Below are 14708 nucleotides of genomic sequence, written 5' to 3' on the forward strand. Positions count from 1 at the left end.
TTACTACACAACCTAATGATCATTCGCTTTTTTCCAGGCTTAGAGAACACCTCAAGATTTGATTATATACGGAATTCTTTCCTCTTGATAAGGTTGCCATGTAAACGATTACAAGGAGGTCAACCACATGACACAGCCATTACGAAAACAAAAATTACGAAAAAAAGAATCGCTGGGCAGCCGTATCTTCAACATTGTAAACAGTACACTATTGATTCTCATTGCCCTCACTTGTCTCTTGCCTTTTTTGAATATCATCGCCAGCTCTTTTGCCTCAACGGAAGAAGTGATAGCCAAGAAGTTCATTTTATTCCCAGTTACTTTTTCCTTGGATGCCTACCGCTATATTCTGTCGACTCCCACCATTTTTAGAGGTCTCGGGGTTTCGGTCGGCGTAACGATCGTCGGTACAGTTGTAAGTATGATATTTACTGCTTTTATGGCTTATGGATTATCCCGAAGATATCTACTCGGCCGCAATACGATTAACTTCATTGTCGTGTTTTCTATGTTGTTTAGTGGGGGGATGATTCCAACATTCCTGGTTGTAAAAAGCATGGGGCTTATCAATTCGTATTGGTCCTTGATTCTTCCTGTGGCCATTAATGCGTTTAACCTGATTATCATGCGTAACTTCTTTCAGGCGCTGCCAGATGATCTGGAGGAATCAGCCAAGATGGACGGGTGCAACGATTTTGGTATCTTCTTTAAAATTATGTTGCCATTAGCCCTGCCTTCTATTGCCACCATCTCTCTATTCTACGCTGTTGCCTACTGGAATACGTATATGCACGCCATTCTCTATATCAATGATTCTGCCAAATGGCCGATTCAAGTCTTGCTACGTCAAATTGTAATCGTTTCCAGTGGTATGCAGGCAGAAGGAACTGCTGTAGATGTCATTCCGCCTGCGCAGACGATTAAGATGGCGGTCATTGTCATTGCGACCGTTCCGATGTTAATCGTGTATCCATTTGTGCAAAAGCACTTTGTCAAAGGAGCTTTGTTAGGAGCGGTTAAAGGTTAATTGGCTTGCTTCATCTTTCGGTAAGCTCCCGGTGTAACTTGTTCCTTTTTCCGAAAAGAGCGGATAAAGTTTTGCGAATTATGATATTGCAGTCGCTCGGCGATTTCTTTAATCGTCATATCTGTCTCAACGAGCCACTTCTTACCCATTTGCAGCCGGTAGCCCATCAGATATTCACTAAACGTCGTTCCGTATTCTTTTTTGAAAATACTGCTTAAATAATTCGGATTGTAATGAAGTCGGTCTCCAATGAGTTCTAATGATAATTCCTGGTCATATTCAGCACGGATAATAGCAGCAATTTTCTCCGAGAGACAGCGGAATTGCTGGTTGGTCTTCTCCTTCATGCTTTTTACCATGGGGAAAATAACTTGCTCTATCAGCATACGTTCTATCTCTTCCGGATTACGGATGTCCAGCAAACGATGATACAAGGCATGATTGTCTTGCGTCAGCAGCACTTCAATCCCTAATAGCTGCTCCAATTGGATGAGGTTATTCACAAACCGTACCAACAGCACCTCAAAGTTCATGGAATGATTGTTTTTTATCATCATTTCCTCTAATAATGAGTGCACGGTATGATATACCTGCTCTTCGTCCCCTATTCGGATGGCATCAAATAGTTTTGATTCCAATTCCGTAGGATAATGGAGCAGCACCGGACCTGAAATGACCATGGAAATATCTTCATAAAAAATAATCGACTCTTTGCCTAAATTTAAACGGTGATGCAAAGCTTGCTTGCTCATCTCACAGGCTTCTTTACTTTCTAATAAGTTATCATACGCCGTACTAATGCCGATGCTGATGGAAACATTTAAATACTCTTTTACGTTTCGAACCAAAAGGGTCGCATCATCCAAGACTTGCTTTCTCATTTCCTGTTCGCTCAACCCTGTCAAAATTAATATGGTGGCCTGAGTGTTATCGTTCAAAATGATGGGAAGCATTCGCTGCTGCTCTGGAATCGTTTCTTCTACGATTTTGTTAATAGCCAGCAGCAAAACATCTTTATCCGAGGGATCTCGATCTCCCAGATTATCCAGTTGGACTAACAAGGTAATATACATTTGATTCTCGATCTGCGGATAACCCAAGCGTGGCATTTTTCGTGCCAATTCCTCTGCAGAAATACGTTTGCGGAACAGGTTGAGAATCAATTGGGTTTCCAACTGTGGCATTTCGGACTGAATGAGACTTTCCAAGCTTTCCTTCTCGGTTACAATGTTATCGATGGAATTAATAATCCATTCAATTTCATTTTTAGAAGGTTCATTTTTGAAAGCGAAATTAGGATTTTTAGGCAAGCTTCGTTTTATTTGCTGAAATGGCTTTGTAAAGTAAATGGCAATGAAGTACGCCACTACCACCATTAAGAGCGTTAATACAAGTCCCATCATGATGATCCCAAATTTGGTCGTTTGAAAGGCATCCGCAATTTCTTTTTTATCTAATACTGTTAAGTAAGTCCAATTGTTATAGGCAGATTTGGCGTAAATGACTTGTCGTGCAGGCTGCTGATCCGTTTTCTCCAAAGTTAGCATACCTGTGTTGCTCGGCTTCACTGTGGCTTCTGAAATATGCTGGAGCTGCTGGGTGGACAATAATTGTTCGGCAGGCTGGGTTTCATACATTAAATCGCCTTGATTATTCAAGATAAAAACAGCCATATGATCCTCGGTTTGAATCGTATGATTTAATGTTTGCAGCGAAATATCCGACAGAGCAATGGCTTGCTTCTTCTTAGAGAATACAGGCAAGGTATTAACAAAACGAATCCCTTTATCTGTTTTAACCCAGAATAGTCCCTGATTCTGATGGTCGATATAGGTATTAACCAGCTTCTCCCTTTCTGCTTTCGTCAAATAAGACAGGCTTCCATTGGAGATTCTCCAATTCTGATCCAGACTGATGAGTGAATATTCCGTTCCCTCTAATCCCATTGTAGCAATATAATTGAGCTGAGTATTCACATTCCGATACGCTATAAAATCTTTTTCTGTAATGGGATTTTTCACAACATCATTAAAGGAACTGGTCGTGCTATACGTATTAAAAGCATATTCAATCGTTTGAATTTTCTGCTCCAGGCTATTTCTGATCTGTGCCATATAGCTTTGCTTGGTATTGGAAACCCTCTCCACAACGGAGCTAATTGTTGTAAAATAGATGTAGCTGCCAAAACTGGCCACAAATCCTATTCCTAAAACCAGAATCGTAATAAAAATGGTGTAGAACATTCTTCCTTTTTTCATTGCGCTCCCCCTCTGGCTCTTTGCATCACATCAAAATTATAGCGCTTTCATAACAAGGTTTAAATCATTTTTTTCACGTGTGCATTATTTTTTACATCCGTATCATTCCAATTTAAGTCGATTTTGTTTGGTTGGCGGCAGTTAAAAAGAAATTTGGAGGAATTACTTATGTTACATGTTGTTAGTCCTAAAGAACCGATTGTAAAAGAAGAATTTCCGTCAGAAACTTCCTTTCTCTCCCTCTATCCCGTAGCAGTTGGTGAAGCTCGTCCTTTTATATTGGTATTACCTGGCGGTGGTTACGAGCATTTGGCCTCACATGAAGGAGAGCCTATAGCTCGGTGGTTAAACGATCTAGGTATTCATGCGGGTGTGCTGGAGTATCAAGTCGGTGATTTCGAGATTACTTCCTTGTTGGAGGATGTAGAACATGCTCTGCAATGGATTCGCCAAACATCGCATGACTGGCTGGTCATCCCTGACCAAGTGGGGCTCATCGGTTTTTCAGCAGGCGGTCACTTGGCCTCCATTGTCTCCACTATAGGGACGGTAAAGCCAGATCTTCTGTTGTTGGGATACCCTGTAATTTCATTTTATGAGCCTTATACACATATCGGAAGCCGTACGCATTTTTTAGGGGAACAGCCGACGCTGGAACAGCTTCAAGCCTTTTCATCCGATCGGCAAGTGACTTCAAAGACACCTCCAACTTTGATGTGGACTACAGCCAATGATGGCGCTGTACCGGTAGAAAATAGTCTGTTGTTCGCTTTTTCATTATCCAGGGAACGTATTCCGTTTGAACTGCATGTATTTGAGGAAGGACGACACGGCTTGGGACTGTCAGAGGACAACCATGAATGCCATCAATGGCTCAATCTGGCGGAAACTTGGCTTCAAAAACATGGATATGCTCGGGCGAGACAACAGATCACAACTCGACTGTTTATCGCCGGGGACTCCACTGCAGCTCAAAAAGGGGCTACCGAAAAACCGATGACAGGCTGGGGTGAACACTTGCAAAGCTATTTGGCACCGTCTGTTCATGTGGACAATCGTGCTGTCAATGGGCGAAGCACCAAATCTTTTATAGCAGAAGGCCGATTAGCTGATATTGAAAAAGATATTCTAGCTGGAGACTATCTGTTTATTCAATTTGGACACAACGATGAGAAAAAAGAAGATCCCACTCGCTATACCGATCCTGATGGAGATTATCGTCAAAACTTAATTCATTACATTCAGTCCGCTAGAGAGCGTGGTGGAATTCCAGTGCTATTGACCTCTGTAAGCCGCCGCCGATTCACCGCAAACGGTGAACCTGATCCGCTGGCTGTAGGAGCCTATCCCGCTGCCATGAGACAAGTAGCCGCGGAAACCAAAACACCCCTGCTCGATATTTTTGAAGCTTCTCAGCAGCTTTATCGTTCCATGGGTGAAAAAGAGTCCCAGCAGCTATTTATGTATTTGCCTGAAAAAGCGCACCCTAATTACCCCGCTGGTATAACGGATAATACCCATTTTTCTGACAAAGGAGCCAAACAGGTCGCCCAGCTTATAGCGGAAGCCATTCGTCAGTGTGCGGAACTGTCTGCATTAAAACAGCGTATGGTAGAAAGGAATCTAGACAGCGATGAGAGACTTGCACATCAACTTGTCAACTGATATCAAGAACTAGAAAGAATACAAATACGAAAAACGGGCTTGGAGCTAATCACTCTGACGTCCGTTTTTTTATTCCGATTAGGTAGAGATGGCCCGGCTACAGAGAATAGTTCAAAAATACAGTACAATAAAATAAATTTCTTTAATTGTCATATTTTAATTATTTTGTATCTTATAGGACTTTAGAATCGTTTTTTGTATTATTTTGACAACATTTGTCGAATAAAGCGAAATCAATAATTTTACATGGTATATTTTAGGAGCTCATATCATACATCAGGAGGAATTTTTTATGAATACTAAGAAAATCTTATTAACAACAGCAATGTCTTTGGGGCTAATTGGTAGTATCATCGTCCCTAGTGCGTCCGCAGCAGTAGGTCCTTCGCCAGTAATTACGCCTGTTGTAGAAGTTAACGGAGTATATTACAGAACGGCTACATTGCCACGAAATTATTCCTATGCGCTGTCAAATTACCCGGGCGATACTTATAAAGTGGCGAGCGGAAATGTCACAGTCTCCTCTTCCGGCGTGGTAACAACCACCACTGCAACGAGCGCAAGAGTTGAGATTTACAGCGGTAACGGTAAATTGAGAATGGTGTATACCGTTAAGGTATCCTAAGTAAAAAGCGGTAAAGAAAGCACTGTCCGTTTATTGGGACAGTGCTTTCTTTATTGGACCTATATTTCTACTAGCTATTACGACGTAATCATGAGAAGCTTCGAATTTATTGACTCGGAGACTTATTAAAAAAGGACGGGCTAAGGCCACCCCTCTCTTTGCTACTCAATGTTCTGTTCTCTGAGCTTTAAAAAATCACTGGTGCTTCCCATGACCAGTGATTTTTTCATTTCCACTTATGATATTTGGCCCACTCTTTAGCAGTCTCTTGATAACTCATTTGCTTGTTCCATAAAGTATGATTGATTTCCCAATCATGCATTGCTTGCTGGTATGTTTCAAGAATTCTAAAATCGCAAATATTCCAAGAACAATATATTTTTTTGTACCAACTTCCTGATGATACTCCTTGGGTATATCTGCGTACTGCTTTACTTGCTTGTCTCTTTATCCAACGTGTAGCTTGATCCTTCTTAACAGGTGACCTTTTCACACTTCTACTCAATTTGTCTCTAACCTCCTTACGGGAAGCTAGAGACCATCCAATGTTTTCATTACCTCACTCCTTGATTTTCCTTTTACTAGGATAAACGATGTACCTCTCCAAAACAAATTCGATGAAGAAAGCAGCGAATGTAAACAACAAAAAAACCCTTGCTAAGCAAGGGTTTTTGAGGAAATGGGCCCTGAGGGACTCGAACCCCCGACCAATCGGTTATGAGCCGACCGCTCTAACCAACTTAGCTAGTTAAAACATCATTTAGAAATTAATTTTGATCGTAAAACTGTGTTTATCAATGGTTTTGCTAGTTCTAATATCACTAAGTTTTAATGAGTTCGTTAGCAGTTTATCACTAGTGGCAGCTTAATTACATGTCGTTAAATTAAGCTAAGCTGAACTGGCTTCACAAATTATTCATTGTTAAGATAAATGAAGAATATTGTCTATTACAACACCTCTGCAGTTCGAAGTTCTTCAAATTCACTAAGGTATTCTTTTGCCTCGTCTAAATTAACGAAACTTCTTATTGAACAGTAAACTCCTTCTTCACTGCTAGGTTCAATTAAAATATCATATGCTTTTTGCTGAGGGTTTGTTTCTATAAGATCATTAATTTTAAAATTAAAAAATCCTGTAGATTCGTATAATTTAAGTGTGACTCCCATTATGCTCAGATCATTTTCTTGAATGAAATTAAGATTAACTCCATCAATATTTTGTAATTTTTCTTTAGCAATTCCTTCATAATTTGTAGTTGAGAACTTATCAATTTTTATATATTGCTTGTATGGCTTGTTCTCAATAAATGATCTATATAATCGATCAAACCATAATGCATCTTCTTTTGATACTGGAAACTCTGGAGTAAATACTATTCCTAATCTGGTTTCTAATGCTAGTATCCTATTCCAAAAATCAATTGTTTCTAGTATCCCCTCATTATTCAAATCAGCAGTCTCCGGCATCTGTTCATTTAGTATTTTCAATGTACCAGTCTGGCAAGCATTAAATAATTTTAAACTTTCTACAATCTCTTCCACAGTTTTAGAGTTTTCAATATTCATGTTAAAAGTAAACTTTACACTGCCTAATTCCTCATTAAGAATATAGGAAACCATTAACGGACCTTCGTTTACACTCTGAAACAGACTTTTATGCATATCTGCATAAGGTTGTCGTTGAAACAACAGTTCTTTTTTTATCCCCCCACCCTCAATTAACAGAGGAAAAGGTGGTTGGAAAGGATGTGGTTGGAGAACTAAGGTACTATTTAATAAACTCTTTTCATGTAATGGAAATTTAACTAGCTCCTCCAAACGAAATTCCGTGCCATTAATAGATATAACTTCACCTTCGAGAGAAACTTTTTGTTGTGTTCTATAAAAGAACTCCAGTAACTCTTCAGGAGAGTTGGGTTTAAAATCATTTGGAACTTTTACTCGAATGTTGAAGTTAAATTCGGGACCATTTGGAACTATTGCTACAGCACCTTCTCCAAGATGCCTATATTTAAGAGTAGAAGGAAGTTGTTCGTTTAAATATTCAATTATCTCTTTAGGCATTGCAAAATCTTTATTCTGCTTTTGAAAAGCGTTTTTAAAACTAGAAAACATACTACCAATCCTCCTTCAACTCATCGAAAACTAATATTTTAGATATTAAAATATGTTTCTCTATAGTTTCGGCACTAATTTCAGTCTCAATAAAAGAAATTAATTCTTTTCTATCTTCTTCTCCTTTTACAATTAAATATTTTATATTTTTATAATCCAATTTCAGCCACAAATCTTGACAACGACGTAGCCCATTAGAGTATATATTATAAGCTTTTGGATTTAATTGTTCTGGAGGGACTAATAGTGGAAGATCAGTACTTGACTCACTTAACTTAGGAATGTACCTCCACTCTCTCTCATCATGAAAATTACGTTCCTCGTACTTTTCATTTCTTAGCATTTTTCCATTGAGAGGCTTCATATATAATAAATTAGTTAGCAGAAAATCATCGTACTCGTTATTTAATCCGCTCTTTTCTTCTGCGCTGAGATTTAATGCATATTCAAAGATTCTACTAAAATCATGTTTAAGATGTGATTCTACATTTATATAATGAATGGGCTGAATTCCTTTCTTTATTCCCCATTCTTTATTGAGACCAATTCCAAAATGACCATAAAAACTCATATGGGGAACCAATTTATTTAAATGTATATCACAAAAACATGTCATCGGAAATGCTATACTCTTTATATTTACAATATTAAGATAATTTAAGGTTTCTTCATAATAACGGGGTACCATAGCTTTATCAGTTAAAATAAGCTTCAAATAGTCTAAATTTTTCATAAAATTAAATAAGACATTCGCACTTTGCTCTGGTGGCACATACCCATCATTTTCATGAAAAATTATTTGGCTTTCACCAAAACTTAATATTGGCTCTTTTATGACTTGAGCATTATCCAAACTACTAACTTCCTTTCTATTTGTGAACTGACAGTTTCTTAGTGTTTTAATCAATGTTAGAATAAAGCTTGCTAAATTAAACGAAACGTATGTTTACTGATTCTTCTATATAAAAAATAGGCATTTAGTTGTAGGATAAATATACCACGTTAGTTTTCCAAATTCTACGTATTTATGACAAAAACCCTAAGATTATCCCAGGGTCTCCAATAATATTGATTATGTACAGACAGATATAATTTATTCTAGCTTCACTCAACTAAAATCATCTTCTCCTGGGACAACATCACTTCCCTCCGACTGGTATATATTGATGTAACCACACCTATCGACTCCGCATCATCAAATAGGTTAAATATTTCCATTGTGACAGCCGTACACGAATTGTAAGAGTCCATGAGAACCTGCGCAATCAATTGCACCTCTTGGTCGTCCAACTCCGGCTTACCGCGACGCTGGCGATCTTTCATAAGCTTTAAATAAGCTTCCTTGTTCTCTGGAATGATCACCCGCGAACTCTCGAATATTCCGTTTCCTCAAGCTTCTTTCCCAACTGAATCCGCCTCCTGAAATTTTATGTACAAATTACGATTCAAATGCATGTTCTGTTCAAGAGGTTTTCAGATAAAATAATCTTCCTATGTCTGATAGACTACTATAAAACATTTTGCATTTTGGGCAACATGGGTATCTGGGTGAAATTCAATTAATAGATCATGATCAATTACGTTGGGTCAACAAAGAAACAATGCTCCAATATAATTCCTTACCTGCAGATTTACCATTGATGACGTAGCTTATTAGTAAGGGCGATAAACCTCGAAAATAAATTCACGTTAGCAAATGATAATCGCCCCTTTTTAAATGCTACTTCCCTCCATTTTTTCACCCTCTATAAATAACAAAAAACCCTTGCTAAGCAAGGGTTTTTGAGGAAATGGGCCCTGAGGGACTCGAACCCCCGACCAATCGGTTATGAGCCGACCGCTCTAACCAACTGAGCTAAGGGCCCTCAAAAAAACATGTATATTCACGTCACATATTCATAACAGCAACGTTAATTAATATACAACATTTTCTTGCGTTTCGTCAATAGTCTTTCGCAAATTTTCTTTTAAAAAATTATTTTCGTGGACTTACGGAATAAATCGGACACCATAACGACCTTTGCGCGAGCGGTACACCTCCACTGCGCGGGGATCATTGTAGCCATACATCCAGCCGTCGTGCTCCAACCTTTTTGCCAGACATCCTGCCTGAAATTTAGTCGTGTACAGTCTGCCATAGTAAATCCAATACATCCGAGCTCCCTCTTTTCACATGATGGTAGGAGTTAGTGTAACCGGATCGAATTCGATTTACACGGCCTGGGCCATAACAATCTACAATGGTTAGCAAAGAGTACGAATCGCTCTAATCATTAGACCTATTGGCCTCTATAGCTCATCTTATTTACCAAAGGAAGCGGGGTCCTGGCGCCAGGAACGCAGCAGTTCCATCTCTTCTTCCTGAATGGTTCCTTCACGCAAGGCAACGTTCATCAGGGCTGTATAATTGGACAAGCTTTGCAGCTCCACACCCGCTTCTTCAAAGGCTTGAGTCGCTTTGTCTAGCTGGTAGCTGAAAATGGCCAGTACTGCTAATGGCTGAGCGCCTGCTTGTGCTACGGCCTGTGCTGCTTTAATGGAGCTGCCTCCTGTAGAAATAAGATCCTCGATAACCATAACCTTCTGACCTGCGCTAATACGGCCTTCGATTTGGTTTTCTTTCCCATGTCCTTTGGCTTTGTCCCTTACATAGGCCATTGGCAGATTTAGCTTTTGCGCCACCCAGGCTGCATGAGGAATCCCTGCTGTAGCTGTCCCTGCAATGACTTCAGTTTCGGGGTATTGCTCACGAATAAGAGCAGCAAATGAGTCTGCGATCAGCTCGCGCACCTCCGGGTAGGACATGGTCAGGCGATTATCACAGTAGATTGGCGATTTAATGCCAGATGTCCATGTAAAAGGCTGTTGTGGGCGCAATGCCACCGCCTGAATACGTAACAGATGGGATGCAATTTGCTCAGGTATACTATTGAATGTGGTCATACTTGTATCATCTCCTCAATAATGTGTTCCGCTGCGGCGCGTGGGTCTGCTGCTGCGGTGATAGGACGTCCAACGACAATGTAGCTGCTGCCTTGTGCAATGGCTTGGCCAGGTGTAAGCACACGCGACTGATCGTCTGTAGCACTACCTGCCGGGCGTATGCCAGGAGTTATCGTCTTAAAGTCTAATCCACATACAGCACGAATAGCAGGCACTTCCAAAGGTGAAGCTACCACACCATCCAGTCCCGCCTCACGGGTCAGTTGTGCGTAACGAACCACTGCATCCTGCACCGTACCAGGAATACCCAACTCCTTATTCATAGTCGTCTGATCCGTGCTGGTCAGCTGTGTGACTGCAATAATGAGCGGCATGGAAAGCGAGCTGTCTGCGGAAATAGCTGCTTCTGCACCAGCTTTAGCGGCTGACATCATATTAACGCCCCCAGCAGCATGTACGTTGAACATATCTACACCTAAGCGGGTAATGCTCTCTGCCCCTCCCCGCACCGTGTTAGGGATATCATGCATTTTCAAATCTAGAAATACGGAGTATCCTCTGGACTTTAGCTGTTCTACAAAAGCTGGCCCTGCACTATAAAACAGTTGCATACCTACTTTTATATAACAAGGAATCCCTTCTAGCTGCCGAATTAACTGCTCAGCCTGTTGTGCATTGGGATAATCTAACGCAACCATCAGCCGTCCTGCCATCTGCTGAAATGCTCCATTCACCGTTCTCCATCCCCTTTTTACGTCAATTCGGGTGCATTTGCCCGTGATAAAGGACATCCGTCAGCCGAAGCTGATGAATGTCCTTCCCTGTGCTACTTATTTCCTCACATCTATTCGTAACGCATTATTTGCTCAGGACTGGCATGGATTCGGATGTGAAATTGATCGTTTCCAGCATTCTTAGCAAAGCGCGTACTGTATCCAGTGAGGTCATGCAGACAATGCCATTCTCAACTGCTTCGCGGCGGATACGGAACCCATCACGCTCTGGCGTTTTGCCTTTGGTCAACGTATTGAAGACAAAGTTGGCTTCACCCGTACGGATCATATCCAGGATGTTCGGGTTCCCTTCGCTCAGCTTATTGATCGTGTTCACTGGAATGTTGGCTTGCTCCATAGCAGCCGCTGTTCCACCTGTTGCAATAATTTTATAGCCCAGTCTGTAAAAGCCCTGCATCAACTCGACAGCTTCTTCTTTGTCCTTATCTGCCACTGTAATGATGATCGCCCCAGTGGATGGAATTTTCATACCAGCTCCCACAAGTCCTTTGTACAGTGCTTTGGCATACTGAATATCGCGTCCCATAACTTCACCTGTCGATTTCATTTCCGGGCCCAGCGTCGGCTCTACACGGCGCAGTTTGGCAAAGGAGAATACCGGAACCTTAACCGAGACATAATTACTTTCAGGCCATAGACCTTCTGAATAACCTGCATCTTTAAGCTTACCGCCCAAAATAGCCTGTGTCGCCAGATTTGCCATCGGAATATTTGTTACTTTACTCAAGAAAGGAACCGTCCGCGAGGAGCGAGGGTTAACCTCAATTACGTACACCTCGTCTTGATGAATAACAAACTGGATATTTACCAGACCGATCGTTTTCAATTCCTTAGCGATGCTGATTGTAATCTCCACAATTTTTTGTTTCAGCTCGACAGATAAGTGCTGTGGTGGATACACCGCGATAGAGTCACCTGAGTGAACCCCGGCCCGTTCCACATGCTCCATAATGCCTGGTACCAATACTGTCTCGCCGTCGCAGATGGCATCGACCTCTACTTCTTTACCCAGCATATAACGGTCGATGAGCACCGGATGCTCTGGATTGATTTTAACCGCTTCTTCCATGTACCGCAGCAATTCCGTATCTGAGTACACGATTTCCATAGCGCGTCCGCCCAGAACGTAGGATGGACGTACCAGAACTGGATAGCCCAGCGCCTGTGCGGTTCCTACTGCTTCATCAACTGATGTGACCGTGTTGCCTTTAGGCTGTGCGATAGCCAGACGAGACAAAAGTTGCTCAAACTTCTTCCGGTCTTCCGCTTCATCGATACTTTCCAGACTCGTACCCAAAATATTCACGCCTGCCGCACTCAGTGGAGCTGCGAGATTAATGGCCGTTTGACCCCCGAACTGGACGATAACCCCAATCGGTTTTTCCTGCTCGATAACATTCATTACATCTTCGAAGAAGAGCGGTTCAAAGTAGAGGCGGTCGGATGTGTTAAAGTCCGTAGATACCGTCTCCGGGTTGTTATTGATAATCACTGCTTCGTAGCCCGCTTTTTGAATAGCCCATACCGCATGTACGGTGGAGTAATCAAATTCAATCCCTTGCCCGATCCGAATCGGTCCGGAACCGAGTACGATAACTTTCTCTTTGCTAGATGGAATCACTTCATTTTCCACCTCGTAAGAGGAGTAGTAGTACGGAGTTGTGGCTTCAAACTCGGCTGCACACGTATCTACCATTTTGTAGACCGGACGCAGGTTTTGAGCTAGACGGAATTCACGTACCTCACGCTCGGTTGTCATACTGTCGTTTTGGCCCATACTGCGAATCTCGGCGATCGAGCGGTCGGTAAAACCTTTACGTTTGGCCTGATAGAGTGTTTCGTAGGTCAGCTCAGATTCTCCAGCGATGATGGCTTCAAACTTGATGATTCCCTCTACCTTATCGAGGAACCACCAGTCAATTTTCGTCAAATCTTGAATCTCCTGCTGCTGCCAGCCGCGACGGAACGCCTCAGCTACCAAGAACAACCGCTCATCATCTGCTTTAATCAGACGATCCTTGAGCACGTCATCAGACAGCTGATCGGCTCCCTTAAGATGCAGACGGTGTACACCGATTTCCAAAGACCGTACCGCTTTCTGGATGGACTCTTCGAATGTGCGTCCGATGGCCATGACTTCACCCGTTGCTTTCATTTGCGTGCCCAGCTTGCGGTTGGCAGAAATGAATTTGTCAAATGGCCAGCGTGGTATTTTGCTTACGATGTAATCCAATGTTGGCTCAAAGCAAGCATACGTCTGTCCCGTTACCGGATTCACAATTTCATCCAACGTGTAACCCAGTGCAATTTTGGCAGCCATTTTAGCAATCGGATATCCGGTTGCCTTGGAAGCGAGCGCCGAGGAGCGGCTTACGCGCGGGTTTACTTCAATGACATAGTATTGATAGCTGTGCGGATCAAGCGCAAACTGTACATTACAACCGCCTTCGATATTGAGGGCGCGGATAATTTTCAGAGAAGCAGAGCGCAGCATCTGGTATTCGCGATCTGACAGCGTCTGACTCGGAGCTACGACGATACTGTCGCCAGTATGCACGCCGACTGGATCAAAGTTCTCCATATTACAGACAACGATGCAGTTATCATTGCCATCACGCATGACCTCATACTCGACTTCCTTCATGCCTGCGATACTCTTTTCCACCAAACATTGTCCGATTGGACTGTATCTCAAGCCAGAGCTGACGGTTTCACGCAGTTCTTCTTCTGTGGAGCAGATACCACCGCCTGTTCCCCCTAGCGTATAAGCCGGGCGAACGATAATTGGATAACCGATTTCGTTAGCAAATTCTAAAGATTCTTCCAAGGTTGTTACAATGACACTCTCTGGTACAGGTTGTTCCAACTCGCGCATCAAATCACGGAACAGATCACGATCTTCGGCTTTTTCTATCGAATTCAGTTGAGTTCCCAGTAACTTGACGTTTTCACGCTCCAGCACTCCGGCGCGAGCCAGTTCCACTGCCATGTTCAGACCTGTCTGTCCTCCCAGCGTAGGAAGCAGACCATCTGGACGCTCTTGACGGATAATCTGTGTTACAAAGTCAAGTGTAATCGGCTCGATGTATACTTTGTCTGCCATGTTGGTGTCTGTCATGATGGTTGCCGGATTACTGTTGATCAGTACTACCTCGACGCCTTCTTCTTTGAGCGCTTGACAAGCTTGTGTACCAGCATAATCAAATTCTGCTGCCTGACCAATGACGATAGGACCGGAACCGATCACGAGTATTTTTTTAAGTTCTGTATTTTTCGGCATA

General features: G+C 42.1%; 12 protein-coding genes and 2 tRNA genes. 3 read left to right on the plus strand and 11 right to left on the minus strand.

Features of this window, described 5'->3' with window-relative positions:
* The first annotated feature begins 127 nt into the window (after positions 1 to 127).
* Positions 128 to 1027, plus strand: coding sequence for a carbohydrate ABC transporter permease (locus MKY75_RS15885; RefSeq protein ID WP_013311057.1), 900 nt, complete (start codon positions 128 to 130; stop codon positions 1025 to 1027).
* Here the strand turns inward: MKY75_RS15885 and MKY75_RS15890 are convergent.
* Positions 1024 to 3285 carry a helix-turn-helix domain-containing protein gene (locus MKY75_RS15890; RefSeq protein ID WP_340885893.1) on the minus strand — a complete coding sequence of 754 codons (2262 nt, stop codon included), beginning with the start codon at positions 3283 to 3285 and terminating at the stop codon, positions 1024 to 1026. The two genes, MKY75_RS15885 and MKY75_RS15890, sit on opposite strands and share 4 nt — an antisense overlap.
* A gap of 168 nt (positions 3286 to 3453) precedes the next feature.
* On the opposite strand from MKY75_RS15890, the gene MKY75_RS15895 reads away from it, so the two are divergent.
* Both MKY75_RS15895 and MKY75_RS15900 read left to right on the plus strand, forming a co-directional pair.
* Positions 3454 to 4950, plus strand: a complete 1497-nt coding sequence (locus MKY75_RS15895; protein ID WP_340885896.1) for a GDSL-type esterase/lipase family protein — start codon at positions 3454 to 3456, stop codon at positions 4948 to 4950.
* A 292-nt stretch (positions 4951 to 5242) separates the two neighbouring features.
* On the plus strand, positions 5243 to 5575 hold the full coding sequence (locus MKY75_RS15900; protein ID WP_340885898.1) for a hypothetical protein: 333 nt from the start codon (positions 5243 to 5245) through the stop codon (positions 5573 to 5575).
* A gap of 226 nt (positions 5576 to 5801) precedes the next feature.
* Here MKY75_RS15900 and MKY75_RS15905 read toward each other — a convergent pair whose 3' ends face one another.
* From MKY75_RS15905 to carB, 10 genes are all read right to left on the minus strand, one after another.
* Positions 5802 to 6080, minus strand: coding sequence for a hypothetical protein (locus MKY75_RS15905; protein WP_340885900.1), 279 nt, complete (start codon positions 6078 to 6080; stop codon positions 5802 to 5804).
* Positions 6081 to 6255: 175 nt separating this feature from the next.
* Positions 6256 to 6321: transfer RNA gene (locus tag MKY75_RS15910), tRNA-Met, on the minus strand.
* 202 nt (positions 6322 to 6523) lie between these two features.
* Positions 6524 to 7690 (minus strand): abortive infection system toxin AbiGii family protein, encoded by a 1167-nt coding sequence (locus MKY75_RS15915; protein WP_340885902.1) that lies wholly within the window; start codon positions 7688 to 7690, stop codon positions 6524 to 6526.
* 1 nt (position 7691) lies between these two features.
* Positions 7692 to 8543, minus strand: a complete 852-nt coding sequence (locus MKY75_RS15920; RefSeq protein ID WP_340885904.1) for an abortive infection system antitoxin AbiGi family protein — start codon at positions 8541 to 8543, stop codon at positions 7692 to 7694.
* Between the two features lie 251 nt (positions 8544 to 8794).
* Positions 8795 to 9052 (minus strand): YolD-like family protein, encoded by a 258-nt coding sequence (locus tag MKY75_RS15925; RefSeq protein ID WP_340885906.1) that lies wholly within the window; start codon positions 9050 to 9052, stop codon positions 8795 to 8797.
* Between the two features lie 429 nt (positions 9053 to 9481).
* A tRNA-Ile gene (locus MKY75_RS15930) sits at positions 9482 to 9555 on the minus strand.
* A 124-nt stretch (positions 9556 to 9679) separates the two neighbouring features.
* Complete coding sequence (locus MKY75_RS15935) at positions 9680 to 9844, minus strand: hypothetical protein (protein WP_014282411.1); 165 nt, start codon at positions 9842 to 9844, stop codon at positions 9680 to 9682.
* A gap of 147 nt (positions 9845 to 9991) precedes the next feature.
* On the minus strand, positions 9992 to 10633 hold the full coding sequence (gene pyrE, locus MKY75_RS15940) for an orotate phosphoribosyltransferase (RefSeq protein WP_013311063.1): 642 nt from the start codon (positions 10631 to 10633) through the stop codon (positions 9992 to 9994).
* Positions 10630 to 11424 carry an orotidine-5'-phosphate decarboxylase gene (gene pyrF, locus MKY75_RS15945; RefSeq protein WP_340885908.1) on the minus strand — a complete coding sequence of 265 codons (795 nt, stop codon included), beginning with the start codon at positions 11422 to 11424 and terminating at the stop codon, positions 10630 to 10632. Before pyrF ends, pyrE begins: the two co-directional genes overlap by 4 nt.
* A 67-nt stretch (positions 11425 to 11491) precedes the next feature.
* Positions 11492 to 14707, minus strand: coding sequence for a carbamoyl-phosphate synthase large subunit (gene carB, locus MKY75_RS15950; RefSeq protein ID WP_340885910.1), 3216 nt, complete (start codon positions 14705 to 14707; stop codon positions 11492 to 11494).
* Position 14708 lies beyond the last annotated feature (1 nt).

This window comes from Paenibacillus sp. FSL L8-0663, assembly GCF_038008125.1.
Lineage (GTDB): Bacteria > Bacillota > Bacilli > Paenibacillales > Paenibacillaceae > Paenibacillus > Paenibacillus polymyxa_D.

Coding starts and splice junctions, on each gene's coding strand:
- MKY75_RS15885 (WP_013311057.1), top strand. CDS start 128: ATGACACAGCCATTACGAAAACAAAAATTACGAAAAAAAGAATCGCTG.
- MKY75_RS15890 (WP_340885893.1), bottom strand. CDS start 3,285: ATGAAAAAAGGAAGAATGTTCTACACCATTTTTATTACGATTCTGGTT.
- MKY75_RS15895 (WP_340885896.1), top strand. CDS start 3,454: ATGTTACATGTTGTTAGTCCTAAAGAACCGATTGTAAAAGAAGAATTT.
- MKY75_RS15900 (WP_340885898.1), top strand. CDS start 5,243: ATGAATACTAAGAAAATCTTATTAACAACAGCAATGTCTTTGGGGCTA.
- MKY75_RS15915 (WP_340885902.1), bottom strand. CDS start 7,690: ATGTTTTCTAGTTTTAAAAACGCTTTTCAAAAGCAGAATAAAGATTTT.
- MKY75_RS15935 (WP_014282411.1), bottom strand. CDS start 9,844: ATGTATTGGATTTACTATGGCAGACTGTACACGACTAAATTTCAGGCA.
- pyrE (WP_013311063.1), bottom strand. CDS start 10,633: ATGACCACATTCAATAGTATACCTGAGCAAATTGCATCCCATCTGTTA.
- pyrF (WP_340885908.1), bottom strand. CDS start 11,424: ATGTCCTTTATCACGGGCAAATGCACCCGAATTGACGTAAAAAGGGGA.
- carB (WP_340885910.1), bottom strand. CDS start 14,707: ATGCCGAAAAATACAGAACTTAAAAAAATACTCGTGATCGGTTCCGGT.